We start from the raw sequence: 26179 nt of genomic DNA on the forward strand, positions 1-26179 counted from the left end.
ATAAGGCGCTTTTTTCAATGTCTTAATACATGCCAAGCTTCACACAGTACGCGGAAGCGATCACTATTTCCGTTTTCTCTATCAGGGTGCCATTTCAGCGCCAGTTTACGCCAAGTCTTGCGGATTTCAGTTGGGCTTGCGTCGTGTGGAAGTTTAAACAGCGACAACGCTTTCGCTCGATCCATGTCACCGCCGTTAGTACTGCCAACAAATTCACGATAACGAGTCCAGAACTCATTCAGCAGCCTCTTAACTTCCCCCTCTTCTGCTTCGTAATTGTGCCAATCGAGATAATAATCACGCAAAGGATCTTCATGATCAACTTCATGTCCAAATACTCTAGATTGAGGCATCAGCACGATATCCATCGCTTGCACCTGTAGCCAGTTGTCTGGGTACAAGGTTTCTTGCAATTGGTACAATGCGTTCATAATAAGAAAATTACGCTTGAAGAGGTCTTTCTCGGGCGAACCGTCTAGCACTGGCAGTAGCTCTAGCTCGCTGAGATGGGAAGATAGTGTATGAACTTTCCATCCTGAAGGCTGTTTTCTGAGAACTTCCATAATAGGCCACAGCAAAGGATTCTCCATATACTGCTGGAACTGGGCCGCGACTTCCTGATGTTCGTTCATATCCACTCTACGACGGGTTTATTTTTAATGAAAATGCAAAATGGCCCATTTGTCGAGAGATTATCTCAGAATTGACGATCATCACCCAAAAAAAGAGCCAGCATTTGCTGGCTCTTTCTTGGAAATTCGTGGTTAGATAACACCTAGCTCACGTAGTCGCTCCATCAGGTAGCTGCCTGCTGTATGGCGCTCTGAAAGAACAACTTCTGGTTTCGGGTGCAGGAACAGTGGCAATGAAATGCGTGATGTTTCCTGACGTTCACCTGTAGGGTTGATAACACGGTGTGTTGTTGATGGGAAATAGCCACCAGATGCTTCTTGAAGCATGTCACCGATGTTGATGATCAAGTTACCAAAGTCACAAGGTACATCAATCCAGTTACCATCTTTACCTTTAACCTGAAGGCCTGGTTCGTTCGCTGCTGGAAGAACCGTTAGAAGGTTAATATCTTCATGAGCAGCTGCACGGATTGCACCTGGCTCCTCATCACCTGTCATTGGTGGGTAATGAAGAATACGAAGTAGCGTTTTGTCACTACCATTGATCATTTCAGATAGAGCAACAGAGAATTTCTCCTGCACATCTTTTGGTGCATAAGCTTCAACCCAGCCTAATAGTTCTTGAGCGAAATTGTTGGCACGATCATAGTAATCCATGATCTGTTCTTTAAGCTCTTCTGGCATTTGACCCCAAGGATATACATGGAAATATTCTTTAATATCCTTAACTGTATGTCCTTTTGCAACTTCAGAAACTGAAGGTGGGAAGTAACCGTCTTGAGTTTCAACATTATAAGTGAACTCGTTCTTGCGCTCAGTCATAAAGAACTGATACCAGTTCTCATAGATAGACTCTACAAGCTCTTTAGGAATAGGGTGGTTTTTCAATACACCGAATCCAGTCTCACGTAGTGAGGTAACAAATTGCTGAGCAGCATCTTCAGCTAGATAATCGACAGTTTCCAGTTTCATGGCTTTACTTTGAGTAGTTATTTAATAGTTGGAGCGGCAATTTTAAGTATGACATATAGGTAAATCAAACTTTGATGAAATGAAACAGACAGTTTGAGCGTTAAATGTGCGATGTTTACGCGTTTCAACATAAATAGTTAATTATTAGTTGACGAAAACGTTCAAATGAACAATTGAACACCGTTTTATTAAATGGCATGATATATAGAAATGTATTCAGGGAACCTTTCAATGAACTCAAACAACAGGTCTTCATTTTCGCTTTTAAGTGGTTTAACGGCTTCTTACGCTCTGGTCTTTTTGTTTTCCGCTTTCGAGCCTTCTTCACGCGCAGTATGGATAGCTGAAATCATTCCAGCGATTGGTATTCTGGTACTTATATGGCTTGTATCGCGTCAGTTTCAGTTTTCTAATACCGCATACTGCCTGATGTTTATCTGGCTTACATTGCACACCATCGGTGCCAAATACACATTTGCCGAAGTACCATTTGACTGGTTTAACAACTTAATCGGTTCAGAAAGAAACAACTTTGATCGTGTAGCGCACTTCTCTATCGGTTTGTACGCCTACCCTATAGCCGAATACTTGATCAAAAAACGGTTAATGAGCACAAAGCTAGCAATCGCTTTTGCTCTATTTGCGATCATGTCTCTGGCTGCAGGCTATGAAATTGTTGAGTGGTGGTACGCTGCCCTCGCGGGAGGAGACGAAGGCATCGCGTTTTTAGGGTCTCAAGGTGATATTTGGGATGCACAAAAAGACATGCTTATGGATACGCTGGGGGCACTTACTGCTCTGAGCTTGCTAGTGTCTCAGCAGCGGGTGTTTTCTTCAATCCAAGCAAGGTAAGGATTAAACCCTTCAGTAAACGGAACTTGAACAACTTGAGGTACTTCATAGTCATGATTGGAAACGATCACTTGTTCAAGTTCCGCATAGCAGGCTTTTTTGGTTTTGATGATCAACAGGGTTTCGTTGTCACAGCACACTTCACCTTCCCAGATATAATGGCTATTGACTGGCATGGTCTGAATGCAGGCCGCCAGTTCTTTCTTCAATACTGAGTTGATGATTTTCTGTGTGATTTCATCATTATTTGTTGTTGTTAGCGTAACGCAGAACTGGCCACTCATACTTAATCCAACTCCCTATTTCTTAACTATTACCGGATAATCTTGTTCAGTCAGCTCTTTGACAAAACTCGAGCCTGAACCTGTATAAGTTATCCAAACTTTTTTCTTCGCTCGCGTCAGAGCAACATAAAACAGTCGGCGTTCTTCAGCATAAGGGAACGTATCTTCAGACTGAGTCAAGGCTCCATCAATATGAAGCGCTTTAACCCGTGCAGGAAACTGCCCTTCATCCACAGACAGAACAATAACAAAATCCGTTTCTTTGCCTTTACTCGCATGACAGGTCATAAATTCAATCGACAACAAAGCGAACTGTTTCTGCCATTCAGAAAGAAGCTCCGGCTTGTGATAATGATTTCTCCCGAGAAGCAATACAGTTTGCGTACTTTTAGCTTTTCGGTTGAGTTCGTCCAATATTTTCTCAACAGTGTTACTCGGTGCCAGCGTTACAGCTTTCGCCTTCTGCTCTTTGTGGCTCTGCAACACTTTTTCGAGCTGTGCTGGGTTCTGCTGAACAAATTGGTTTGCCACTTCCCCAATCTGATTGTTGAAGCGGTAGGTCGTATCAAGATGATGGATCGTAGAATGTGGGAAGCGTTCGGCAAATCCAGTCGTCAAATCAACATCCGCGCCTGCAAATTCATAAATAGACTGCCAGTCGTCCCCCACTGCAAATAGTACACAGTTGCGCTCATCCTTCAGTTGACATAACGCTTCTACCAACGCCAACCGCTGAGGTGAGATGTCCTGATACTCATCTATCATGATGTACTTCCAAGGTGCCTTGAACTTACCTTTCATCACGTGCTGTGTCGCTTTAGTGATCATAATATTGAAATCAATATGGCCTTCCGACTTAAGCATATCCAGCCACGCTTGATAACAAGGCCACACCAACGCAAGCTCACTATTCAGGCGAGTATAATCGTTGTGATCCACCAGCCTTTGTTGAATTTCTTTTTTCGTACAGCCCATCGCCGATAGCTGATTCAATTGTTTATTTAGCCAAGCGATCAGCTTAGGGTTTTCAACGTGACTACCAAGCTCATCATCACCCGCTAAATAGGCTATTGGCCATTTTTGTAGATGTTTTTGCCAACGTTTGAAAGCGGTAGGTGTCATCCAATGCTTTTTAAGCCAATCTACGCACCATGCATTTTTTAGGTTGTCATCCAAGGCAATGGGAGAAATAGTGACTGGATCTTTTTCAACCTGATTTAAAATCTTAAGACCAAGTTGGTGGAATGTGTTTACTGTCACTTGTTCAGCGCTAAGCCCGATTTTGTTTTCGAGACGTTGTTTCATCTCTTCTGCTGCATCGCGGCCAAAAGCTAACATAAGAATGTCTTCAGCTTGCGCCAAGTGACTTTGCAACAAATAGGCGACACGTGCTGTTAAAACACTGGTTTTACCTGATCCTGCCCCTGCCAGTACCAAGTTGTTGTCATCGTTAAGCAAGACAGCTTGTTGTTGAGACAAATTCAATGGCGAAGACTCGATTTGTGAAAAGAGTACTTTCCAGTTTTCTAACTCAGTGACCATCCAACGTTGGTTTCGTGTAGCCATCACCTCATCGGTGTCATCAATCCAAGGTAAAATCTCAGACATACGATCCGGCATTCGCAAAAGCGCATCTTCAAGCGTCATTTCCATGGTTAAAAAGTCGCGATTCATCTTTTCAAGCCATGCATTGACCGTAGAATGGGTTAAAAACGCAGGCTGGCGTTCAAAACCACGCACTTCCATTTCCCATTCAGGTAAAAACTTATTGAGTTGAACACACTGATGGTGGTGCCACTTCTGATAGGAAGCCACCGCTAATCGCGCAAAGTCTCGGCAACGCTCCCATGGTAATCCCTGAATTAACCAGGACTGCTGTTTTCCCTCTTCTGGGTGCGCAAAGAATTGCAGCCCTCCCCAGAAAAGGCCACGCTTAAGTTTAACTTTGCCGTTCCAAACATTAAAAGGAATGCGTTCTTCGCTGCCCCGAGAGCTTAATACGAGAAAATCAGACTCTAGAGAAACCTGATGATATTCATTTTGAATAAGATATTGTGCAGTCTTGTTGGCGATTAGCTGCATTCTTGTTTTGTCCTTGAATTCAATTGCCGACATCATAACTCAACCGGATTGAAGAATGAAAAGATCCTGTCAATATCTACTGCTAAGCTCACGGTGTAGAAAAGGTAATCAAACAGACTTGTTTCTTTATCCGTATCAGAAGTTTACCATTGACTATTAGGTACAATAGTCAGTATCAAGCAACTCTAAGAATCGATAACGTGCAATTTTTCAGTCAGCTCCGCCTTTTTTGGGTAAACAAGACCATTAACTACAGCCTGCTCATTCTGGTGACTCTGTTGGGCGTCGTCATTCCTAGCTGGTACTACCCTATTGATGCCTACATCATCCCGCTTATTTTAGGCGTGATCGCTGCAGCACTTGCTGAAAGCGATGACAATTTCACAGGCCGACTCAAATCTATTGTGTTGACGCTGGCTTGTTTCGCTATTGCATCGTTTTCTATCGAGTTGCTGTTTGAAACTCCCATTCTATTCGCAGCCGGATTATTTGCGTCTACTTTTGGTTTTATCATGCTTGGAGCAATAGGCCCTAGATACGCCAGTATCGCGTTTGGGTCGCTGCTAATCGCCATTTACACGATGTTAGGCGCTCATGAAAGCACCAACATATGGCTACAGCCAATAATGCTACTTTCAGGCGCGGCGTGGTATTTCTTTATGTCGATAGTTTGGTCAGCGTTATGGCCTATGCAGCCCGTTCAACAAAGCCTAGCGACCGTTTTTCTTAAATTAGCTAACTACCTCGAATCTAGAAGCCAGTTATTCCACCCTGTTACCAATCTAGAGCCTCAGCCTTTCCGGATTAAAGAAGCAACACTCAACGCAGCCACGGTTACAGCATTAAACCTGTGTAAAGCCACATTGCTCAGCCGTTCAAAACGAGGTCATGTGGATGGCGCAAGCGACCGATTTCTCAATATTTACTTCCTCGCACAAGATATTCACGAACGAGTCAGTTCCAGCCATTACCGTTATCAGGAGTTGGCTGAGCACTTTGGGCGTTCGGACGTTTTATTCAGGTTTAAACATTTACTGGAAACCCAAGCTCAAGCGTGTCGAAACATTGCTCAGGCCATTCGGTTAGGAAAAGAGTATCAACACAGCGAGGACTCCGTCGTTGCATTAGATGAGTTAATGAGCTCGCTTACTCATCTACAGGAACAAAATAATCCCCAGTGGAAATCCCTTCTTAACCAACTCAATTACCTGTTCAATAACCTTGCGACGGTAGAAAAGCAACTCAGCAACATCAGTAACCCCGATGCAAGTGCGTTGGAAGAGGATGTGCTTGATGATACAGAGGCTCATACACTTAAAGCGATGTGGCTACGTATTACATCCAATCTAAACAAAGATTCGATGTTGTTTCGTCACGCAATCCGCATGTCTATCGCTCTGACCGCTGGCTATGGAATCATTCAGGCTTTCGGTATCGAAAGAGGCTATTGGATCCTACTGACGACCTTGTTCGTCTGTCAGCCTAACTACAGTGCCACACGACAGAAGCTAGTCGCTAGAGTATTAGGCACCATTGCGGGCTTATTGATTGGTGTACCGTTATTAACGTTTTTCCCTTCTCAAGAGAGCCAACTGGTCTTTATTGTCGTATCCGGTGTTGCCTTCTTTGCTTTCCGATTGGCAAATTACGGTTACGCTACAGGCTTTATCACTGTGTTGGTCTTATTCTGCTTCCACCAACTTGGAGAAGGCTATGCCGTCGTTCTACCACGCTTGGCCGATACGATTATTGGCTGCGCTTTGGCAGTAGTTGCCGTCGCTCTAATTTTGCCAGATTGGCAGTCAAAACGGCTCCACACTGTGATGGCAGATACGATTCAAGCAAATCGAAGCTACCTTGCACAGATCATTGGTCAATACCGGATAGGTAAGAAAGACAGCCTTACCTATCGAATCGCGCGGCGAAGTGCCCATAACCATGACGCTAATCTGACTAACGCGATCAGTTCCATGCTCGCTGAGCCAGGTCGGTATCGTTCTGCGGTAGATGAGAGCTTTCGTTTCTTAACCTTAAGCCACGCGCTACTCAGTTACATCTCTGCGTTGGGTGCTCATAGAACGAGAATTAACGACGAGGACACGCATAAGCTCGTACTCGATGCGCATCGGGTTATCCACCACCATTTGGACATTTTGTTTAATCAGTTGAACGACCATTGTGATACCTGCGATACCAGTGACATCGATGATCCAGCAATGGAGGCAAGGTTGGCTGAATGGCGTGAAGAAGATGACAATTCCGTTAAAATGGTCTTACAGCAGTTGTACCTTATATACAGAATGCTACCTGAATTACACTCATTGGCAAGCAAGTTCGCAGTGCGCGTAAATCAATTAGATACTATCGATAAAAAGCACTAATTATAAGGGGCCGCGTTGCGGTCTCCTTCACCTTTCTCTAACACTACCTGACATTATCCGGACAAAACTTCACCTCTATTCCATAAACTGGAGTCAGATAATTCTTACGGGAGTAAGAAGATGAAAGGAAACATCTCTTGCTTTTCGAACCAGAAAACTGGATTGATTCGGAGGCAGCCTAATATGAACCCTAAACAGTTTGAACTGTTCAAAGAACAGATAAAAAATTTAAGCCCTCAGCAATTGCGTGCACTAAAGGGCGAGATAACAGAAACACTAGAAGGCTCACGACCTATTTTGGTAACGGATGAAGAGCAGAAGCTCATCTCTAGCCTGTTTTCTTAGCACAACTTGCTGAAAACGCAAACACACCTTAAGCTTAAGTTATACAGGGGGTGTCCATGTCAGTTTCCTCAGTTCAGCCAGGTTATCAACTGATCGAACAGTCATCAAAAATGGCTGACGAAGCTGCGCGTGAGATCAATCAAGTCCACAAACCCAACCCTATTCAAAAAGACGAATCCTATGAGTTCAATAAAGTTGAATTCAAACAACCAGAACCCTCCGATATCGAGCCCATGATCAAACTGACTCAAGCCGAGCAATACAGCCGCATTGGGACAAATATGCTACAACGTGATCAAGAAATGATTGGTACGTTACTCGACGTACACGTGTAGCTGGAAATTTGTACCAATAGGTAAACAAGATATTGTCTTCCCGTTCAGAGTCGTTAGAATCCACTGATAATTTTAATGTCTGTTTTCGCTATGCCCAAACTAAACTTGTCTCACCATGACAATAATCCAGTCTTCAATCAAGGGCCACAATCCGAACAACTTGAACAACTAATGAGCCCCCATTTTCAGAGGCCCGCTTTGCGGTTAACACCAAGCCCTTATATCTCTGAGAAAAATTTGGCTAAACGTTGGGATAAGCTCAGTCCGTTGACTGATCGTGACGCGCTGCTCGACCCAGTAACCGAGCAACAAGCTGAGCTCTACAATAAGAACATCGAACACTTTATCGGTACAGTGAAACTACCCGTTGGTCTTGCTGGCCCTCTACGAGTCAATGGCTTGCATGCCAATGGCGATTACTTTATCCCACTCGCGACAACCGAAGCTGCTTTGGTCGCCTCCTATAATCGAGGCTCACAATTAATTACTGCAGCGGGAGGCGCTAGCGCAATGCTTTTAAACGAAGGAGTCACCCGAACTCCTGTGTTTGAGTTTCAAAACCTTGCAGACGCTGGTCAGTTCGTAGCGTGGGTTGTCACCCAATATGACCATTTCAAGCAAGTGGCAGAATCGACCACCTCGCATGGTCAGTTGCACGACATTAACATCAATATTGAAGGTAACCATGTCTATCTAATTTTTGAGTTTCATACTGGTGACGCATCTGGCCAGAACATGGTGACAATCGCAACCAATGAAGTCTTCAATTACATATTGGATCACTCCCCTATCTCGCCTCAAGATGCCTTCCTTGATGGCAACCTCTCTGGTGACAAGAAGCCAAATGCGCACACCCTACGTCATGTTCGTGGTAAAAAAGTGACCGCAGAAATTCAACTAACCAGAGAGCTGGTCGAAAAGTACTTGCATACCACACCCGAGCAAATGGTTAAGTTCGGTCAGATGACCACAACAGGCGCCGCTTTGAGTGGTTCTATTGGTGTAAATGCTCATTATGCGAATGCACTTGCTGCACTATATATTGCCTGTGGTCAGGATGCTGCGTGTGTATCTGAGTCGGCAATCGGCATTACTCGCATGGAGTTGAACAAACAAGGTGGGTTATATGCGTGTGTCACTCTTCCAAACTTGATGGTTGGAACCGTGGGTGGAGGAACACATTTGCCTAGCCAAAAAGCCTGTCTGGAGCTGATGGGGCTGTTAGGTACAGGAAAAGCAAAAGCCCTTGCGGAAGTCGCTGCAGTGCTATGTCTCGCAGGTGAACTTTCAATTGTTGGCGCATTTTGCGCCGGACACTTTTCACGAGCTCATCAAAAGCTTGCAAGATAGCACCTAGCTAGCTCTTTCGTTAATTAAGGCCCTCGATAAATCGAGGGCCTTTTTTTGTTCCTTAATTTTCTTTCAATCAAAAAAACACTCGATTAACTTTCGAAATGCACTCATTAGAATGATCAAGATCATATTTAGTGAGGTAAAATCTAACATCTGTGATTATAATGTGGTTATATTGCTCAAAATAAATGCTCGTTCGAACATTAGGAATCAAAAAGATGACCGTTAGTTACTTAAAAGAACAAAAAGAACAAGAATTGCTGGACTTAATAGTTGTCGGAGGTGGCATTAATGGTGCCGGTATCGCAGTGGACGCAGCAGGTCGAGGCTTAAAAGTCGGCCTATATGAAGCACAAGATTTTGCTGGCGCGACCTCTTCTGCTAGTTCAAAATTGATTCATGGTGGACTTCGATATTTAGAACATTATGAATTCCGCTTGGTAGGTGAAGCTTTAGCAGAACGTGAAGTTTTACTCGCTAAAGCACCACACATCGCTTTTCCCATGCGTTTTAGGTTGCCTCACCGACCATTTCTTCGCCCTGCTTGGATGATCAGAGCAGGTTTGTTCCTATATGATCATTTGGGAAAACGAACCTCTCTGCCTAGCAGTAAGAAGATTAAGCTAGATAATGAGAATGTTACCTTACCTGAACTGAACGTTGGCTTTGAATACTCAGATTGTTGGGTCGATGATGCGCGATTGGTTGTCCTTAACGTCATCCAAGCTCAAGAACTAGGTGCCGAGGTCAGTAACTATTGTAAAGTCACTAAGGCCCAGCGTATTGAAGGCATCTGGCACGTAGAGCTATACGATCAACGTACATGTAAAACGTTTTTCAGGAAAGCGAAAGCGCTCGTAAACGCAACGGGTCCATGGGTAAAAGAATTCCTGACCGAGAACACTAAACTGCCTTCCCCTTACGGTATTCGATTGATCAAAGGCTCGCATATCATCGTTCCAAAAATTCATGATGAAGAGCAGGCTTACATCATGCAAAATGAAGATAACCGTATTGTGTTTGTCATTCCTTACCTCGGTAAGTTCTCGATGATCGGAACTACAGATGTCGAATACAAAGGCGACCCTCGTAAAGTCGCGATTAGTGAAGAAGAGAAACAATATCTGATCGATGTGACGAATCAGCACTTCCGCAAACAAATCACGATCGATGATGTTGTTGCTGATTTTAGTGGCGTGAGACCACTTTGTGATGATGAGTCAGATTCACCACAGGCGATTACTCGAGATTACACACTCTCACTGGATCATAAAGATGGAGAAGCACCTTTACTTTCCATCTTTGGCGGTAAATTAACAACTTACAGAAAGCTATCTGAATCTGCGATGCAGCATCTTTCTCCATACTTCAACTTGAAAGAGTCTTGGACAAAGAACGCCCCACTTCCTGGTGGCGAAGACTTCACATGGGAAAAGATGGAAGCTCAATTGGCGAAGCAAGTTCCGTTTATAGATAATGAAACACGCTTACGCTTGCTAAGAGCTTACGGCAGCCGAGTTGAACAGCTTCTAGAAGGTGTGAGCACAGAGCAAGATCTTGGTATCAAGTTCTCTGCAGGAATCTATCAAAAAGAAATCGACTATCTAGTAAAGCATGAGCTTGGCACCAACGCTGAAGATGTCTTAAAGCGCCGAAGCAAACTTCACCTATTATGCGACCAAGAATGCTATCAAGCTATTGAGAGCTACCTTGATGGAACTGAATACAGTATCCACGAACAATGCGCCTAACAAACTGGGGGCTAAGCCCCCATTTTTAGTTTCAGAAGTTACACTTGTTCATGAAGGGAGTATATTTAAAAAGATATCGTTCAAATAATAATAAGATGTTTTGACCATGCCCTCTGTGAATGACGCTGCAACTGAACTTGTTAAATTACTTATTCCCGGAATGCGACTCTCTGCAACCATTGAGTTTGGCCCTGCCGATCAATACCCGTTTAACACCCACTATATTGGCTGTAAAACTAATCAGTTTCTCATCATTGATTTACCTCAGAAAGCAAAAGAATCGCTTGTCATGAGAAAAATAAACAATGCAGGAATTGTGATAAGGGGAATAACGAATACCAAACTCGGTCATATCGTTGCCTTTAAGACCTCTGTCATTTCTCAAATCAGTTCACCCGGACATCTGATTTTCCTTCGTATGCCTCAGCACTTCGCTTCTAAACCTATACGCGAGCATGAAAGGTATGCTTTGGACATTCCTATTGAAGTCAAATCAAACACCATCAGTTATAAAGCTGCTATGGTCGATTTTTCAGTTTCTGGATGCGCATTTTTTATTTCAGGTGAGTGTGAATTAACGAAAAGCAGCAATATAGAGTTGGACACACCGCTAAATGAGCTAATCCCAGAACGCCTTAAATATACTATTGTCGGGATTCAGAAAGAAAAGAAAGGCCATCGCTTTGGCATAAAGTTCAGTGAGGAAATTGAAATGTCTGATGAATTGAAGCAAGAGTTGCTAGAGCAATCTGCGCTATCAACACTCTTCTAGCTTGGTAAGAAATTCTTCTTTGTAATGAATGAATGCCTGATTTAGAGCTAGTTCTTTAATTGGTTTGACAATTACATAGTCGGCGCCAACGCTCAAAAATGCGCGTTTGGTGTCCTGCATTCCGTCAGCAGTACAGGCAAAGATAGGAATATCAAGTTTCAAATCTTCGCGGATGATTTTAGTCGTTTCAATACCACCTAAATTTGGCAGTTGATTATCCATCAAGATTAGATCAACGTTATCCGATTTCTTCAGATGATCGATAGCATTATGCCCATCCTGAACCCAAGCCACCTCCATTCCATATTTTTCACAGAACGCCTTCGCAATAAATGCATTGGTATGATTGTCTTCGACAAGTAAAACATTCAATGTTCTATCAAATAGGTTTTCAGGCTCAATCAGGAATGTACTGGTTTCAACCTGCTCAACGGACTCAGTCAGTTCAATCGGTACAGATAAACTGAATTTAGTCCCACAGCCTATAGAACTTTCAATCTCAATCTGTCCATTTAGCATCTCGACTAAACTGTGGACTATCGCTAAACCAAGTCCACTTCCGCCATATTCGCGTGTTGTCGTCGCTTCGGCTTGCACGAAAGGTTCGAAGATATGAGAAATACGCTCACGTTCAATGCCGATCCCCGTATCTCTAACGCTGATGTTCAAGCGCGATTCTGGACTTTCACCATCACAAAATAGTGACACCGTTACCTCACCTTCGTGAGTAAACTTAATTGCGTTACTGACCAAGTTAAACAAGATTTGATTCAACCTGACCTGATCACTATGAGCGAAAGTGTTATTGCTGACATTAGTTTCCACAACAAATCCAATGCCTTTTTCATCACACAATGGCGTATAGATTTTTTCAACGGCGCTGATCAATTCGACCAAGCGAAAATCGGCAGATTGAATATGGAACTTACCCTGTTCGATCTTAGAAAAATCAAGAATGTCATTCAATACCGCAAGCAGGTGTTCACCGCTGTTACACAGTACGTCTAAATGCTCTATATCGTCTGTATTAGATATTTTCCCTTTAAGCAACTGGGAAACGCCTAAAATTCCGTTAAGTGGCGTCCGCAATTCATGGCTCATCTTAGCTAAGAAATCCGCCCTTACTCTTGCGGACTCTTCAGCTTCTTTTCTTGCCGCTTGGCTTTGAATCTCAGCATCGACAAAGCTAGTCACATCCTGACCTTGCGCCATGATATTGTTTATACCCTTATCGACAAAGATGGGGGAAAGGTTCCAGCGATAAGTTTTCTCTCTAATGGCAATATTAATACCCGTTAGCGTAGCTCCTTTCGCACACATGCGAATATGTGGCCCAAGCTTCTCAACCAAAAGCTGATAATCATTTTGCTCATCACCCATTTCTACACGAAAACTGCGCTCTGCGGCTGGGTTGCTTCTAATCAATTTTCCTTCCACATCCCAAAGAGTAATGGGAGAAAGGGAGAAATTGAACAAATCAGCAAATTGCTTTTCTTGCTCGCTTAATCGTTGGAATGACAGTTCAAATGATTGACCAATTTGATTAAATTCTTCAATCGGAGAGCCAGGAAACTTACTGGCATCTTTAATTTCGACCGTACTTTCGGTATAGCGCATTAAGTTAGCGAGCTCTTTCGATACTCGTTTTCCAAGCCACAAGCGGCTATAAATCGCAATGACAACCAAAAGTAACCCTGCTACTGCCACCCATATGTAGTGGCTTCGCATAAGGATCACGATAGATTGATTATCCTGAATGGTGTAAATCGATAGAAAGGTTGCCACATTGCTAATGGTCAGGTCTGTCTTCGATACCATGTATTTACTGGCGGTGAAATCCAACGCAGACTCTTCAAGCCATTCGATGTGCCGGAAATCTTTGTCTTTGGTGCTCGACGCGATCACTTCTGAGCCAACAGAAAGCAGGATTTGATCTGCGTTACTACCTCTCAATAGAGCATTGATCAACGCAAAGTTATTGTTCATCACAACGCCAATGTGGAGATAACCCAATACTTCGCCAGAAGCCATGTTAATGATAGGCACCCGACGAACCATCAGATAACGCGTACCTAACAAGGAAGGAGTTTGTGACAAGTGCCAACTGCCACCTGTGGTCATATCATCACTTAGATGAGAAAGCTGATCGGGTGAGATACCATAGAACTGGTAATTAGAATCATCCCAGACGACTTCTGTTTCCGCTGTGATAAAACGAAAATCAGGCGCCAACTCTGGGGCAGCTTGGTCAATACCATTAAAAAAGCGATCCAGTCCATTTACATCAGATTCAGCAAAAGCCTCAACCAAAGATTCATTGCGACTGTAACTATCTTGCTGGATTTCGAGGGCTTTAAGTCGGAAATTGAAAATTTGCTGCACTAAGCTTTGCGTTTGCAGCTTTGAGCGAGCCACCTCTTGGGAGACGACCTGGCGATTTACTTGATAGTTCTGGAACACCATCACCAACGATAAAACACCGATAGTGAGGAATATAGAACGGGTAAGTAATGTGGCGAGACGACTTTTGCTGCCTCGCCTCGTTAACAATGCCATTATTGATCCGAGTACCTAAACGCTCTCTGCTTTAATTTCTCAACTTTTGAAGGGCTGTCCGCTTTGGTCACTATTTCAAAGTCACCAGAGTAGACGTGCGGCACATCTTTACCTTCAAGATCCCACTTAATAGCTTCTGCCATAGCAATACCAGTGTCATCATTCATTCTCATGGCTGTAACATCTAGATCGCCTTTAGAAATAGCCTCCAACTCGGCGCTACCACCACCCCAACCATTAATAAGAATATCCTCTCTCTTCATCGATTTGAGCGCTTCTACAGCTCCTAAGGCAACATCTGTAGAGCACGCATATATGAAGGAGATACTTGGATCTTTCTCTACCGCTTTAACGGCAGCATTAAACCCAGATTCTCGAGTTGCTGTGGTGTAATACGATGAAGATAGCTTGTACGAATCATGATGACTCATCTCTTCAATGAACGTGTCACCACGAGCATCACTCACGTAACCTTCAGAAAAGTAAAGCACAGAGTAACGGCTTTCTTTGGGGATGGTGTCTTTGTAGTACTGCTCAAGAATTCGAGCGCCTTTGATGTGATCGAACCCCACATACATGAAGGGTTGCTGATCGTCCCAAGCTCTAACAGGGGTCGTAATATTTTGCAGAATGAGCTTGGTATCGGTTGAACTCAAAACATGTTCAATAAATTTGCGGTGACGAGTCGTGTCAAGCGTGAATATCAAGTAGTCAGCTTTATTTTGAACCGCTTCAAGCAACGAAAGACTTTGTTGTCTGACATCGAGATTCGGCCGAGTAAAAACTTGGTTTATCTTGTAGCTGATTCCTAACTTTTCTAAACGAGTTTCAAAAGCTTTGATATTTCGAACCCAATAATCCGAAATCTGCTGCCCAGGATAAACCACAGCAATAGAAACTGGCTTATCTTGCTTCGCCGAAATCGGAGTTGGGTAATTTCTTACTGTTTCAGACAACGCATCCGTTAACTGCTTCTGTACGGGATGGGAATCGAGATATTCGTCGTATTGCCAGTAACCATTGAGGACTTGTGTAGTGTGTGCCTGACTTGTCGCTGATACAGCGACCGCCAATGATAACAGCGTTGCTTTAAACATTGTTTGCCCTCTTGGATACCTAGCTAACTTTAGTTTTTAATTTATTAAAGGTTACTATTTGATTCCCAACCATGTCGATTATGTGGTTACAAATTAACCTATTAAAAACATCAACTTACATTAATAGGCCAATTATGCATAATTGAGTCTAGAACGTAAAAGACAAATTACCTGAGATGCCATATTGGTTATCACCAGCATAACTTCCCGCCAAGTCTAGGCTAACCAAATCACCTGGGCTAATACCAATGCCTGCTGTAATTGAGTTGTCTAATGTATCTTCCAAATCAATTTCATAACCAGCTCTGAGTTGTGCCCACCCCATAGCATTACCTTCAATACCAAAACGTAAGAATTGGGTATCATCATTTTGGTCAGTAAATCGCTCCTGCTTAGTCAAATCCCAGTCAACCGTCGCGACAAAATAATCCAGCGCATAAGCACCTGACACTGTCACCTGAGTATCAAGCTTATAAGTACTCACGCCGCTTATATCAAGCGTTTGAAGCTCTTGTGAAAACAAGTCTTTAATTGCGATTCCAGCACGGAATTGTTCATAAAACCATACGGCACCAAGGTCCAAGTTAAACGCGTTTTCCTTGGTTTCGCTTTGGTCATAATCACTCAAATCAAAATCTTCCACCGTCAGCGCTTGTTTGTAAGTTCGCATCGTCTGGAATTTTGGTGATATGCCGAATGAAACATCTTGTCCTGCAAGAGTCATACGTTTTGCAACAGCAACACCAAACTCGCTGTATCCGAATGCAATCATGTCTACACGAGAGTTTTCATAGCGTGTTTGGGTATTGGAAGAGCTGGAAATATCTGTTTTTGCGATCACATCCGCATAGCCTCGCAAAAATAAATTTGTTGAAAAAGCGTTCAGAGGTAACGCAACCGAAGCAACAACACCACCATTCACACCAAGTGGCTTGTCGTCTGCGAGTTGGTCTAAGTAACCATTGATAGTGGCTTCAATTCCTGGTGTAGAAGGGTTGCTTTCAAACTGCTTTATTGCATCCTGAAGATCATCAACGGTTTCAAGGGTTTTGTCTGTATCTCGAATTCGAGCTCCAATACCAGGAAGCAGTATCCCAAACGTGTCCGAATCTCGATACACAGCCACCAAAGCGGGGTTGTAGAAAGGCGCTAACACATAATCAGCGGTGGTGACTCCAGTGTTCCCCATCCCATTCCCACGACCATCTGGGACTACTGTTGCTGCGTTAGCGGTTAAAGAAATTAAACCTGTCGCCACTGCTATTGACGTTTTTCTTAATAGTTTCATATCCATATCAACCTTTTTGACGTCTCATAATCAAGGTTAATACAAATTTCAGAAAACGACGGGAATTTAATTGAGTAGATCGATATCGAAAAAATCACTCAGAGTTGAGCTTCCAGAAATCAACCGCTCCTTTTGAGATTTCGTGAGCTTCTTGATGCGGTACTCTATTTGGGAAGCCGCTGAACGATTTTGACCCGCTTTAGCTGACCATTCCAGTGTCAATGGCCCTTTACCCTTTAACGCTTTCGCGCCGGTACCTAGTTGATGTTGAGAGTAGCGTCGCTCAACATCTGTAGTGATACCACAATACAAAGCATTCAAACGCGTCCGGATAAGATAAACGTACCAATCCGAACACGTTGCAGTTTGTTTCGGCTGAGACATTAAGCGGTTAGTTGCTCGACAAGTTGACGGAGTTCTGCCATTTCCGACTTTAGCATCGCCACTTCTTGTTCAAGCGCCTCGACACGATCACTGTTAGCAGCTGGCTGAACTGAAGAAACACTTGTCGCTGCCATAGCTTCTACATCCACCTCACCACTAAACAAGTGCATATAACGTGACTCACGCTTACCGGCTTCACGCGGCAGTTTCACGACCAATGCACCTTCTTCACGTGCAGCCAGCCGTTCCAATATTGCTTCTACTTCTTTAACATCTGAAAATTCGGCCAATCGATTCGTACGCGTTCTCAATTCACCCGGCGTCTGAGCGCCGCGCAGAAGCATGCAGCAAACAATACCTTTCTCTTGCTTGGTCAGTTTCAAATCACCAAATTCAGTGTTGCAAAAACGATGTTGAAACTTGCTGGCACGACTATTAAATCCACTTTCATCGCTAACCAGCCTGCGCCCTATAAGGCTATCGACTGCTTCTTGAACATCCAATTCACTTAAGGCCATAACAGGCTCGCGGTTGCTTTTCTGATTACATGCGCTGGTCAAGCTGTTTAAAGTTAACGGGTAGTAATCAGGTGTAGTGACTTCTTTTTCAATCAGGCAGCCAATAACACGGGCTTCAACAGGATTTAGTTCTATGCTCATTTTTATTTCCTTATTTGAATCTTCCCAAATCAATGTTCAGAAAGGATGGGAACTTTTTTCATGTTTCCGTTTTCATCGATCATCACGATTTTACTACGGTTTAATTCGACTTCCGTCACTTCCTGACGAGTACGCTCTTTTCTGTAAGCTTCGATGATTTTGCTCGAACGCTGGGGCACTTCAGCAGGCTCAACTTTAGGGATAATAATGTCAGAAGTTCGCATAGTGGTGCGGTGTTAGTTGATATCAATAACGAAATCATATCCTGAACTATAGCCCTTGCTCAATCACCTAATAAGTAGATTGGTGATAAAATCGTCAACGCCTTGTAATGATTGATCTTAAGACTGTTATCGGCAGGAATGTTGTGTTTTAATCGAAGACAGTTAAAGGTAAGTAAATATAGGAAAGAAACCTATGAGTGGTGTATTTGAAATTGTAGCTCAGGCCCGTCGTAAGAATAAGCTAAAACGTGAACTGCTTGATAATGAAAAAAAGGTTCGTGACAACCGTAAGCGCGTCGATCTTCTTGAGAACCTGATGGACTACATCAAGCCAGATATGACGCCTGATGAGATCGTCGGCATCATCAAAAACATGAAAGCTGATTATGAAGATCGCGTTGATGACCACATCATTAAGAGCGCAGAAATCTCGAAAGAACGTCGTGATATTAGTCGTCGCATCCGTGAGCTAACGGAAGAAGACAAACAAGTGCTTCAGGGTAAAAAGAAGTAGTTGATATCACTAGTAGCACACCAAGCCCACATTACTAAATGTGGGCTTTTTTAGTAATGACAGTTAGAGCAGCCAACATTTTTAGTTATTACAAATTAGTAAACTACATTAAACGTTTGCGTAATCGCTAACCTTCTACAAACCCAAAACTGGGGCTTTCATCACACATTTAGCCCTGTTATATTTTCTACAGATAATTATTCAGACCATTCGAGGCATGGAGCTTCCTCAGTTATCTCAAGGCGAGAAGAATTGGTACCGACACTGTTCGGCAAACTTTTAGAGGGTCAAATTATGGATATGAATATGGTTGAAATTCTAGGCTACGCTGCATCTATCATGGTAGCAATTTCTCTAACCATGAAAGACATTGTTAAGCTGCGCGTGCTGAACTTCATTGGTTGTGCGCTTTTTACTGCTTACGGTCTTATGATTGATGCTTGGCCAGTCGTTGTGACTAATGGCTTTATTGCATGCGTTAATGTTTACTTCCTTGCGAAGATGCAAAGCGAAAAAAAGAGCACTGAAGCAGAAAGTGCTGCATAGCAAATAATTAGCTGAATGAATCAAAACGCCCCGGCCATGTCCGGGGCGTTTTTGTATCACTCTTCGTCGTGCATGTCTGCCCAAGCCTGAGCACACTTCACGGCACGCTTCCAGCCTTTGTAGCGTCGGTTACGCTTTTCTTCATCGTGATGAGGAACAAATGTCTTGTCGATTTCCGCTTTATCCGCCACTTCATCTAAGCTATCCCAGAAACCAACTGCCAAGCCTGCAAGATAAGCAGCGCCCAACGCCGTAACTTCTGTGACCTTAGGACGAAGTACTTGTGTATCAAGAACATCCGACTGGAACTGCATCAAGAAGTTGTTCGCAACTGCACCGCCATCAACACGAAGTGCTTCAAGCTTAATTCCAGAGTCTGCTTGCATTGCATCAAGGACGTCGCGTGTTTGGTAAGCAATACCTTCTAGTGTCGCACGGATAATGTGGTTGGAGTTTACGCCGCGTGTCAGTCCAACAATGGTACCACGTGCATATGCATCCCAGTACGGAGCACCAAGACCAGTAAAGGCAGGTACTACATAAACGCCATTAGATGTGTCTACTTTAGTCGCAAAATATTCAGAATCTTTTGCGTCTGCTAAAAGCTTCATTTCATCACGCAACCATTGAATCGATGCTCCACCCATAAAGACCGCACCTTCCAATGCATAAGCTGGTTCACCCGCAGGTCCACAAGCAAGCGTAGTTAGAAGCCCATTCTTTGAGGTCACTTTTTCCTGACCGGTATTCATTAGAAGGAAACAACCCGTACCGTAGGTATTTTTCGCCTGACCTGCGTTGACGCACATCTGACCGTACAGTGCTGCTTGTTGGTCACCTGCAATACCAGCGATTGGGATACGCGTGCCCCCTTTACCACCAATGTTCGTTTGACCGTACACTTCTGATGATTTCTTCACCTCAGGCATCATAGACAACGGAATGTCCATTTCCTTAAGCAGTTTCTCATCCCATTGAAGTGTATTGATATTGAACAGCATCGTACGTGACGCGTTAGTGTAGTCTGTTACGTGAACACGACCTTGAGTCATCTTCCATACCAGCCAAGTATCAACCGTACCAAACAGTAGCTTACCAGCCGCAGCATCTTCACGTGCACCTTCAACGTTGTCCAAAATCCATTTGATTTTGGTACCGGAGAAGTAAGGGTCCAAGACTAGGCCCGTATTTTCTTGAATATACTCTTCTAAATTGCGCTGTTTGAGATCCTCACAGATTGCAGCAGTACGACGACATTGCCAAACAATCGCGTTATAAATCGGTTTGCCTGTTTCTTTGTTCCAAACAATGGTTGTTTCACGTTGGTTTGTAATACCAATACCGGCTACTTCGTCGCTACGAATACCTGATTTACCCAATGCTTCCACCAACACTGAGCTTTGTGTTGCATAGATTTCCATTGGATCATGCTCTACCCAACCCGCTTCTGGGTAAATTTGAGTGAACTCACGCTGAGAAACGCTAACAATATTTGCGTCGTGGTCTAGTACAACCGCTCTTGAACTTGTGGTGCCCTGATCTAGCGCGACTATGTATTTTTGCTCAGTCATGATCATTTCCTTTTCGTTTCTATATTTCTATTAGTAATTTTAGTATTAAACATGCGCTTCTTGATTCTCTTCAGTGTCTTCACACTGATTTGGAATCGTGCAACCTGTACCTGTATTCGGTAGGTATTGAGCGATAAATTTCGGGTAAGCCCAGGCGCCAAAACATGCGCCAGCAATCGGACCTAAAATAGGAACAATAAAGTATGGAATGTCTTTAGCACCTGAGAGCGCATAATCCCAACCTGCAAGGTATGCAAACAACTTAGGAGCAAAGTCACGTGCAGGGTTCATTGCGAAACCTGTTAGTGGACCAAGAGAACCACCAATCACAGCAATCAAAACACCGATAAGTAGAGGGTTCATTGCACCGCGTGCAGCACCGTTGTTTTCATCACCGAGTGCCAAAATAGCAAACATCAGAACTGCTGTGATAACAAACTCAACTGCTAGCGCTCCTGCAAATGACAACGACGCATGAGGGTATGTAGAAAAGATTCCTGCCGTGGCCAGTGCATCTTGGCTGCTGCGAGCAAAACCATGTGCAATTTCATAATCGACGAACAAATTGCTGTACAGACTGTATACGAGTGCAGCTGAACAAAAAGCGCCTAACATTTGAGCGATGATGTATGGAACAACCTTTGCTTTATCAAATCCATGAAAAGCAGCCAATGCAATCGTTACAGCCGGGTTAATGTGCGCTCCTGACACACCTGCCGTACAGTAGATAGCAATCGCAACCCCAAAGCCCCAGACAATACTGATTTCCCATTGCCCAAACTGAGCGCCCGCCAGTACTAAAGCGGCTACACAGCCAACGCCAAAGAATATCAACAGTCCAGTACCTATAAACTCAGCGATACATTCACCAAGTAAGGTTGGTTTTCTATTAGTCATAGTAAGAGTCCTTGTTTACATTAATATGTGCAATTTAGTTTTTTTATTGATTGCGCATTGTATTTTGCATACATGAGCGTGAGATTAAACTTTCACTCCCCATTAATGAGCGTTCGAGCACATTTTGTTATTTTTATGTTCTCTATTTTGTTAATTAAATCAATTTTTTGATCTTCACTTTCAGATTCACTATTAACACTATTCTCATATCATCCGAACGCTTACCCGCTAAGACTTATGCCCGCCAGGCCTTTAATAAAAACAGGTGTATTTACTCTAATCACGACCCCGACATATGTTGAGCTATTGTTACGTATACTTTTTGACAGTTTAAACAGTGTACGCCTGCCCGTATTTTGACTAATTGAAAACAAACCTGATTGTTTACTAGTAACACAATAACCATTAAATACTCGTTCGCTCATTTGTGAACAAGATACCGAAAACAAAATGAAATTAATGGCACATTATAATTATGGATATTTCACCAAAGGCCAACTTTACTATGGTTAAACGGTTCGAAACTGATGTAGTCATTATCGGTGGGGGCGCAACAGGTACAGGAATCATGCGAGACTGTGCATTACGGGGAATCAACTGCGTTCTGCTAGAACAAGATGACATTGCGTCAGGAACAACAGGACGTAATCATGGCTTACTTCACTCAGGCGCCCGTTACGCCGTCACAGACAAAGAGTCAGCAAAAGAGTGTATTCAAGAAAACCGCATACTAAAGTCAATCGCGAGTCATTGTGTAGAAGAGACAACAGGACTCTTTATTACTTTGCCTGAAGACGATATTAAATTTCAGGACACCTTTATAAGCGCATGCAGTGAAGCAGGGATCGAAACAAAGCGGTTAACAACAAAACAAACACTTGCTCTTGAGCCCAACACCAACCCTAACCTATTAGGCGCGGTCCAAGTCCCCGATGGCACGTTAGATCCATTTCGTTTATGCGCGTCTAATGTTTTAGATGCCAGTGAGCACGGAGCGCGTCTATTCAATAAAACCAGAGTCACCTCCTTAATACGTCATGAAGACACCGTCCTCGGCGTGAACTGCTACAACACTCTGCGGAACGAACCCTTTCAGATATTTGCCAAGCAAGTCATCAATGCCGCTGGTATATGGGGACAAAACATTTGCGAGTATGCCGATCTCAGCATCAAGATGTTCCCGGCAAAAGGCTCGTTACTCATACTCGATTATCGAATCAACAATCTCGTAATCAATCGCTGCCGAAAACCTTCAGACGCTGATATATTGGTTCCCGGTGACACAATTTCTCTCATTGGTACTACATCAGAGCATATCGATTACGATCAAATCGATGACCTGCATGTTACCGAGCGAGAAGTCGACGTGTTGCTGAGAGAAGGTGCGAAGCTCGCTCCTATTATGGCTAATACTCGAGTACTCCGCGCGTATGCAGGTGTACGACCATTAGTTTCAGTCGATGATGATGGCAGTGGACGCAACATCAGCCGAGGCATCGTATTACTGGATCACGAAAAGCGAGATGGCCTGAATGGCTTCACTACCATTACTGGCGGCAAACTCATGACCTACCGCTTAATGGCTGAATGGGCGACAGATCTGTTAGCCGAGAAGCTCTCAGTTAATGAGCCATGCACCACACACATCAAGCCTCTTCCCGGCTCAAACGAGCCAAAAAACAAGCCGAAGAAAACAGCCAGTATCGTAAAACCTGTCTACGAATCAGCGCATTACCGACATGGTGAACGTGTTACTGACTTTCTGGATGAAAGTGCAGAAAAACAAGCCGTTATTTGCGAATGTGAAATGGTCACAGCAGGAGAAATAGAATACGCGATTAAACAACTCAATGTGCACACTCTGGTCGATTTGCGTCGCCGCACACGTCTTGGAATGGGGCCTTGCCAGGGAGAACTTTGCAGTTATCGCGCTGCAAGTTTGTTTAACCAGTACGCCAACCATAGTGGTAGTCAATGCAGTCAGCTTCTCAATGAATTCTTAGAAGAAAGGTGGAAAGGTATTAAGCCTATCTTCTGGGGCGATGCGCTTAGAGAAGCCGAATTTAGCCATTGGATTTACGAAGGTTTGTTTGGTGCTGGTCAAATACTTCCTCACAACGAAACTAAGGAGGAACCCAGATGAAGTACGATGTTGCTATTATAGGAGGCGGAATAGCTGGTTACTGCTCAGCTTTAAAATGTTTGGAATCTGGGTTGAAAACGGTCTTGATTAATCAAGGCCACAGCTCCCTGCACTTCTCCTCGGGTTCAATTGATGTACTTGGACACCTACCAAATGGCTTGGAAGTGACAGACCCTTTTGAAAGTATTGATGCTCTCAAAAAGCTTTCACCTGAGCACCCTTATAGCAAGCTATCTGTTTCTGAGGTGAAACGTGCAATGTTATGGTTTCAGACTCTACTTAATCAGGCTGGGGTTTCGCTGTCATCAAGCAAAAATGGTCATAATCACCATCGAATAACACCTTTGGGGACACTCAAACCCACATGGTTGTCACAACCATTTGTGCATCAGCACATCCCCCATTCGTCATTCAAGAGGCTCGTTTTAGTCTCTATTGACGGGTTTCGTGATTTTCAACCTCAACTCGCTCTCGATAACTTGAACCAAATTGAAGAGTTCAACAAAGTCGAAAAGAAAATACTGTCGGTTCGTATTCCCGGCTTTGATTCTCTACGACAAAATCCGAATGAACTGCGTTCCATCGATATTGCTCGAATACTCAAACAGCCCAAAGCATTTTCGAGCCTTGTACATCAGTTAAGCGCAGGAGCGACGGTGGATGATCTTGTCATTCTCCCTGCTATCATGGGAAATGGCGACGGCCTTACGCTGATGGAAAGATTACAAAGCGAGACCCAACTTCGTTTCCATGAAGTGCCAACAATGCCACCTTCCTTGTTAGGAGTTAGGCTAGAAGAAGCATTACAAGGCATGTTCACCAAAATGGGTGGAGTGCAACTCAAAGGTGACAAAGTTATTTCCGCACACTGGCACGAGGATAAAAAGGCCATTCGCTCAATACAGACAGCCAACTTAGAAGAGTTTCCGCTCATCACCAAACACTACGTGCTCGCTTCAGGGAGTTACTTTAGCCATGGTCTGGTTGCTGAATCGAATCGGGTTGTCGAACCAATATTCGACTTAGATGTACATTATCATCAAGACAGACGCCAGTGGCGAGATAAAGATTTTTTCAGCCAATCTTCACACCCATTTATGCAATTTGGTGTGGTCACTGATGACCACTTTAACCCGACTCTAAATGGTCAAACGATTCGTAACTTACACTGCTGCGGCTCCGTATTGTCTCATTACGATCCTATACAACAAGGCTGTGGAGGCGGTGTTGCCATCGCAACCGCTTTCCATGTAGCAAGTAATATTGTCCATGCCATAACGTCAGAGGAGGCCTTAGTATGACCACCTATTTTGCTGATCACGCTCCTCAGGTTACCAGTTTTGATCATTGCATTAAGTGCACCGTTTGTACTGTTTACTGCCCAGTAGCCAAAGCAAACCCGCTCTACCCCGGCCCTAAGCAATCTGGGCCAGATGGAGAGCGACTGCGGATTAAAAACGCCGACTATTATGATGAAGCATTAAAGCTATGTACCAACTGCAAACGCTGCGAAACGGCTTGTCCTTCTGGCGTCAACATTGGTGACATTATTGCCGTGGCAAGAGGAAAATACGCGAAGAAAACTTTGAGCCCGAAACTCATTAGAGATTTTGTCCTCAGTCATACCGATCTTTTCGGGAATTTGGCTACCCCTGTTGCCCCCATAATCAATAGAGTAACGGACAACAAGCCTGTCAAAAAAATCATGCATAAAGCAGTGGGTATTCACGATCACAAATCGTTACCCAAATACTCACACGGAACATTTCGTCGCTGGTACAAAAAACAGGTGTCGGATCAAGCAGGCTATCCTCGTCAAATCAGCTACTTTCACGGCTGCTTTGTCAATTACAACCACCCTCAACTTGGAAAGGATCTGATCAAAGTTCTCAACGCACTAGGCATCGGCGTGCAACTATTGGAAAAGGAAAAGTGCTGTGGTGTCCCACTGATTGCGAACGGCTTTCATAGTAAAGCTCGTCGCAATGCAGAACTAAACATTAAAAATATAGAAGAGGCCGTTATTGAGCGGGATCATACAGTGCTTTCAACGTCTTCAACTTGCTCATTTACGCTCAAGCAGGAATACCCGCATGTTTTGGGCGTTGAAAATGATCATGTCAGCCATCGTATTGAATACATCACTAAGTTCCTTTTAAAGGAGTTTATGAATGGTAATACGTTGAATATGAAACCACTCAACAAACGGGTCGTATACCACACACCTTGCCACCTGGAACGAAGTGGTAATGTCATATTCACTTTGGAAGTGCTAAAACAAATACCTGGATTGGAATTGATCGTCCTTGATAGCGAATGCTGCGGACTGGCAGGAACTTACGGCTTTAAAGAAGAAAACTATGATGTTTCCATGAAAATTGGCCATCATCTATTTGAGTCGATCAAATCAGTCAAAGCAGACTTTGCTATTACTGATTGCGAAACCTGCAAATGGCAAATTGAAGAGAACACACAACTTGAGACTATCCATCCAGTCACATTACTGGCAATGGCCATAGCTCATTAGCTAGTCGCACTGAA

24 protein-coding genes are annotated in these 26179 nt (G+C 43.6%); 12 read left to right on the top strand and 12 right to left on the bottom strand.

Annotation, left to right across the window (positions count from 1 at the left end; translation table 11 throughout):
* Positions 1-14: 14 nt before the first annotated feature.
* Positions 15-632 (bottom strand): DNA-J related domain-containing protein, encoded by a 618-nt coding sequence (locus tag QMA41_RS06930; RefSeq protein WP_019276866.1) that lies wholly within the window; start codon positions 630-632, stop codon positions 15-17.
* 132 nt (positions 633-764) lie between these two features.
* Positions 765-1604 (bottom strand): 2OG-Fe(II) oxygenase family protein, encoded by an 840-nt coding sequence (locus QMA41_RS06935; RefSeq protein WP_281629224.1) that lies wholly within the window; start codon positions 1602-1604, stop codon positions 765-767.
* Positions 1605-1835: 231 nt separating this feature from the next.
* Between QMA41_RS06935 and QMA41_RS06940 the strand changes: the two genes are divergently transcribed.
* A complete protein-coding gene (locus tag QMA41_RS06940; protein WP_019275939.1) occupies positions 1836-2456 on the top strand; it encodes a DUF2238 domain-containing protein in 621 nt (206 codons plus the stop codon).
* Here the strand turns inward: QMA41_RS06940 and cutA are convergent.
* Entirely contained in the window at positions 2420-2740 is a 321-nt protein-coding gene (cutA, locus tag QMA41_RS06945; RefSeq protein ID WP_045987300.1) for a divalent-cation tolerance protein CutA, read from the bottom strand. The two genes, QMA41_RS06940 and cutA, sit on opposite strands and share 37 nt — an antisense overlap.
* A 15-nt stretch (positions 2741-2755) precedes the next feature.
* Positions 2756-4822, bottom strand: coding sequence for a DNA helicase IV (gene helD, locus QMA41_RS06950; protein ID WP_281629225.1), 2067 nt, complete (start codon positions 4820-4822; stop codon positions 2756-2758).
* 200 nt (positions 4823-5022) lie between these two features.
* Here helD and yccS point away from each other — a divergent pair, with 200 nt between their 5' ends.
* From yccS to QMA41_RS06980, 6 genes are all read left to right on the top strand, one after another.
* A complete protein-coding gene (gene yccS, locus QMA41_RS06955; protein ID WP_281629226.1) occupies positions 5023-7203 on the top strand; it encodes a YccS family putative transporter in 2181 nt (726 codons plus the stop codon).
* 183 nt (positions 7204-7386) lie between these two features.
* A complete protein-coding gene (locus tag QMA41_RS06960; RefSeq protein WP_281629227.1) occupies positions 7387-7548 on the top strand; it encodes a hypothetical protein in 162 nt (53 codons plus the stop codon).
* Between the two features lie 56 nt (positions 7549-7604).
* Positions 7605-7883 (top strand): hypothetical protein, encoded by a 279-nt coding sequence (locus QMA41_RS06965; protein WP_006961074.1) that lies wholly within the window; start codon positions 7605-7607, stop codon positions 7881-7883.
* 90 nt (positions 7884-7973) lie between these two features.
* Complete coding sequence (locus tag QMA41_RS06970; RefSeq protein WP_029236119.1) at positions 7974-9233, top strand: hydroxymethylglutaryl-CoA reductase; 1260 nt, start codon at positions 7974-7976, stop codon at positions 9231-9233.
* Positions 9234-9454: 221 nt separating this feature from the next.
* Positions 9455-10987 (top strand): glycerol-3-phosphate dehydrogenase, encoded by a 1533-nt coding sequence (gene glpD / locus QMA41_RS06975; RefSeq protein WP_171339374.1) that lies wholly within the window; start codon positions 9455-9457, stop codon positions 10985-10987.
* Between the two features lie 106 nt (positions 10988-11093).
* A complete protein-coding gene (locus QMA41_RS06980) occupies positions 11094-11759 on the top strand; it encodes a PilZ domain-containing protein (protein ID WP_040121665.1) in 666 nt (221 codons plus the stop codon).
* On the opposite strand, the gene luxQ is transcribed toward QMA41_RS06980, so the two are convergent.
* The 6 genes from luxQ to QMA41_RS07010 all read right to left on the bottom strand — a co-directional run bounded on the left by luxQ (position 11745) and on the right by QMA41_RS07010 (position 17967).
* The gene (gene luxQ / locus QMA41_RS06985) at positions 11745-14315 is read right to left on the bottom strand and encodes a quorum-sensing autoinducer 2 sensor kinase/phosphatase LuxQ (protein ID WP_281629228.1); all 2571 of its coding nucleotides are present in this window, start codon (positions 14313-14315) and stop codon (positions 11745-11747) included. The genes QMA41_RS06980 and luxQ overlap by 15 nt on opposite strands.
* Positions 14315-15412, bottom strand: a complete 1098-nt coding sequence (locus QMA41_RS06990; RefSeq protein ID WP_040121667.1) for an autoinducer 2-binding periplasmic protein LuxP — start codon at positions 15410-15412, stop codon at positions 14315-14317. The genes luxQ and QMA41_RS06990 overlap by 1 nt, the downstream gene beginning before the upstream one ends.
* A 148-nt stretch (positions 15413-15560) precedes the next feature.
* Positions 15561-16700, bottom strand: a complete 1140-nt coding sequence (traF, locus tag QMA41_RS06995; protein ID WP_281629229.1) for a conjugal transfer protein TraF — start codon at positions 16698-16700, stop codon at positions 15561-15563.
* A 66-nt stretch (positions 16701-16766) separates the two neighbouring features.
* Entirely contained in the window at positions 16767-17084 is a 318-nt protein-coding gene (locus tag QMA41_RS07000) for a GIY-YIG nuclease family protein (protein WP_019275432.1), read from the bottom strand.
* The gene (locus QMA41_RS07005; RefSeq protein WP_082315334.1) at positions 17084-17743 is read right to left on the bottom strand and encodes a YceH family protein; all 660 of its coding nucleotides are present in this window, start codon (positions 17741-17743) and stop codon (positions 17084-17086) included. The genes QMA41_RS07000 and QMA41_RS07005 overlap by 1 nt, the downstream gene beginning before the upstream one ends.
* A gap of 29 nt (positions 17744-17772) precedes the next feature.
* Positions 17773-17967: a hypothetical protein gene (locus tag QMA41_RS07010; RefSeq protein ID WP_064486358.1), complete on the bottom strand. Its 195-nt coding sequence runs from the start codon at positions 17965-17967 to the stop codon at positions 17773-17775.
* A 193-nt stretch (positions 17968-18160) separates the two neighbouring features.
* Between QMA41_RS07010 and QMA41_RS07015 the strand changes: the two genes are divergently transcribed.
* Both QMA41_RS07015 and QMA41_RS07020 read left to right on the top strand, forming a co-directional pair.
* A complete protein-coding gene (locus tag QMA41_RS07015; RefSeq protein ID WP_006961083.1) occupies positions 18161-18481 on the top strand; it encodes a DUF496 family protein in 321 nt (106 codons plus the stop codon).
* 294 nt (positions 18482-18775) lie between these two features.
* Entirely contained in the window at positions 18776-19027 is a 252-nt protein-coding gene (locus QMA41_RS07020) for a YgjV family protein (RefSeq protein WP_029236068.1), read from the top strand.
* Between the two features lie 56 nt (positions 19028-19083).
* Here QMA41_RS07020 and glpK read toward each other — a convergent pair whose 3' ends face one another.
* Complete coding sequence (gene glpK / locus QMA41_RS07025; RefSeq protein ID WP_021458028.1) at positions 19084-20598, bottom strand: glycerol kinase GlpK; 1515 nt, start codon at positions 20596-20598, stop codon at positions 19084-19086.
* A gap of 45 nt (positions 20599-20643) precedes the next feature.
* Positions 20644-21495 (bottom strand): MIP/aquaporin family protein, encoded by an 852-nt coding sequence (locus QMA41_RS07030; RefSeq protein WP_006961086.1) that lies wholly within the window; start codon positions 21493-21495, stop codon positions 20644-20646.
* A 505-nt stretch (positions 21496-22000) separates the two neighbouring features.
* On the opposite strand from QMA41_RS07030, the gene glpA reads away from it, so the two are divergent.
* From glpA to glpC, 3 genes are read left to right on the top strand one after another with little or no spacing between them, the layout of a single operon-like run.
* On the top strand, positions 22001-23638 hold the full coding sequence (glpA, locus tag QMA41_RS07035; protein WP_281629230.1) for an anaerobic glycerol-3-phosphate dehydrogenase subunit A: 1638 nt from the start codon (positions 22001-22003) through the stop codon (positions 23636-23638).
* Positions 23635-24939, top strand: coding sequence for a glycerol-3-phosphate dehydrogenase subunit GlpB (glpB, locus tag QMA41_RS07040; protein WP_281629231.1), 1305 nt, complete (start codon positions 23635-23637; stop codon positions 24937-24939). The genes glpA and glpB overlap by 4 nt, the downstream gene beginning before the upstream one ends.
* Positions 24936-26165: an anaerobic glycerol-3-phosphate dehydrogenase subunit GlpC gene (gene glpC / locus QMA41_RS07045; protein ID WP_281629232.1), complete on the top strand. Its 1230-nt coding sequence runs from the start codon at positions 24936-24938 to the stop codon at positions 26163-26165. Before glpB ends, glpC begins: the two co-directional genes overlap by 4 nt.
* The last annotated feature ends 14 nt before the right edge of the window (positions 26166-26179 follow it).

It is taken from the genome of Vibrio sp. St2, from assembly GCF_947311885.1.
In the GTDB taxonomy this organism is placed as follows: domain Bacteria; phylum Pseudomonadota; class Gammaproteobacteria; order Enterobacterales; family Vibrionaceae; genus Vibrio; species Vibrio coralliilyticus.

Coding starts and splice junctions, on each gene's coding strand:
- QMA41_RS06960 (WP_281629227.1), top strand. CDS start 7,387: ATGAACCCTAAACAGTTTGAACTGTTCAAAGAACAGATAAAAAATTTA.
- glpK (WP_021458028.1), bottom strand. CDS start 20,598: ATGACTGAGCAAAAATACATAGTCGCGCTAGATCAGGGCACCACAAGT.
- glpD (WP_171339374.1), top strand. CDS start 9,455: ATGACCGTTAGTTACTTAAAAGAACAAAAAGAACAAGAATTGCTGGAC.
- helD (WP_281629225.1), bottom strand. CDS start 4,822: ATGCAGCTAATCGCCAACAAGACTGCACAATATCTTATTCAAAATGAA.
- QMA41_RS07010 (WP_064486358.1), bottom strand. CDS start 17,967: ATGCGAACTTCTGACATTATTATCCCTAAAGTTGAGCCTGCTGAAGTG.
- QMA41_RS06935 (WP_281629224.1), bottom strand. CDS start 1,604: ATGAAACTGGAAACTGTCGATTATCTAGCTGAAGATGCTGCTCAGCAA.
- QMA41_RS07000 (WP_019275432.1), bottom strand. CDS start 17,084: ATGTCTCAGCCGAAACAAACTGCAACGTGTTCGGATTGGTACGTTTAT.
- glpA (WP_281629230.1), top strand. CDS start 22,001: ATGGTTAAACGGTTCGAAACTGATGTAGTCATTATCGGTGGGGGCGCA.
- QMA41_RS06980 (WP_040121665.1), top strand. CDS start 11,094: ATGCCCTCTGTGAATGACGCTGCAACTGAACTTGTTAAATTACTTATT.
- QMA41_RS07015 (WP_006961083.1), top strand. CDS start 18,161: ATGAGTGGTGTATTTGAAATTGTAGCTCAGGCCCGTCGTAAGAATAAG.
- QMA41_RS07030 (WP_006961086.1), bottom strand. CDS start 21,495: ATGACTAATAGAAAACCAACCTTACTTGGTGAATGTATCGCTGAGTTT.
- luxQ (WP_281629228.1), bottom strand. CDS start 14,315: ATGGCATTGTTAACGAGGCGAGGCAGCAAAAGTCGTCTCGCCACATTA.
- QMA41_RS07020 (WP_029236068.1), top strand. CDS start 18,776: ATGGATATGAATATGGTTGAAATTCTAGGCTACGCTGCATCTATCATG.
- glpB (WP_281629231.1), top strand. CDS start 23,635: ATGAAGTACGATGTTGCTATTATAGGAGGCGGAATAGCTGGTTACTGC.
- QMA41_RS07005 (WP_082315334.1), bottom strand. CDS start 17,743: ATGAGCATAGAACTAAATCCTGTTGAAGCCCGTGTTATTGGCTGCCTG.
- traF (WP_281629229.1), bottom strand. CDS start 16,700: ATGAAACTATTAAGAAAAACGTCAATAGCAGTGGCGACAGGTTTAATT.
- QMA41_RS06970 (WP_029236119.1), top strand. CDS start 7,974: ATGCCCAAACTAAACTTGTCTCACCATGACAATAATCCAGTCTTCAAT.
- cutA (WP_045987300.1), bottom strand. CDS start 2,740: ATGAGTGGCCAGTTCTGCGTTACGCTAACAACAACAAATAATGATGAA.
- QMA41_RS06940 (WP_019275939.1), top strand. CDS start 1,836: ATGAACTCAAACAACAGGTCTTCATTTTCGCTTTTAAGTGGTTTAACG.
- QMA41_RS06965 (WP_006961074.1), top strand. CDS start 7,605: ATGTCAGTTTCCTCAGTTCAGCCAGGTTATCAACTGATCGAACAGTCA.
- glpC (WP_281629232.1), top strand. CDS start 24,936: ATGACCACCTATTTTGCTGATCACGCTCCTCAGGTTACCAGTTTTGAT.
- QMA41_RS06930 (WP_019276866.1), bottom strand. CDS start 632: ATGAACGAACATCAGGAAGTCGCGGCCCAGTTCCAGCAGTATATGGAG.
- QMA41_RS06990 (WP_040121667.1), bottom strand. CDS start 15,412: ATGTTTAAAGCAACGCTGTTATCATTGGCGGTCGCTGTATCAGCGACA.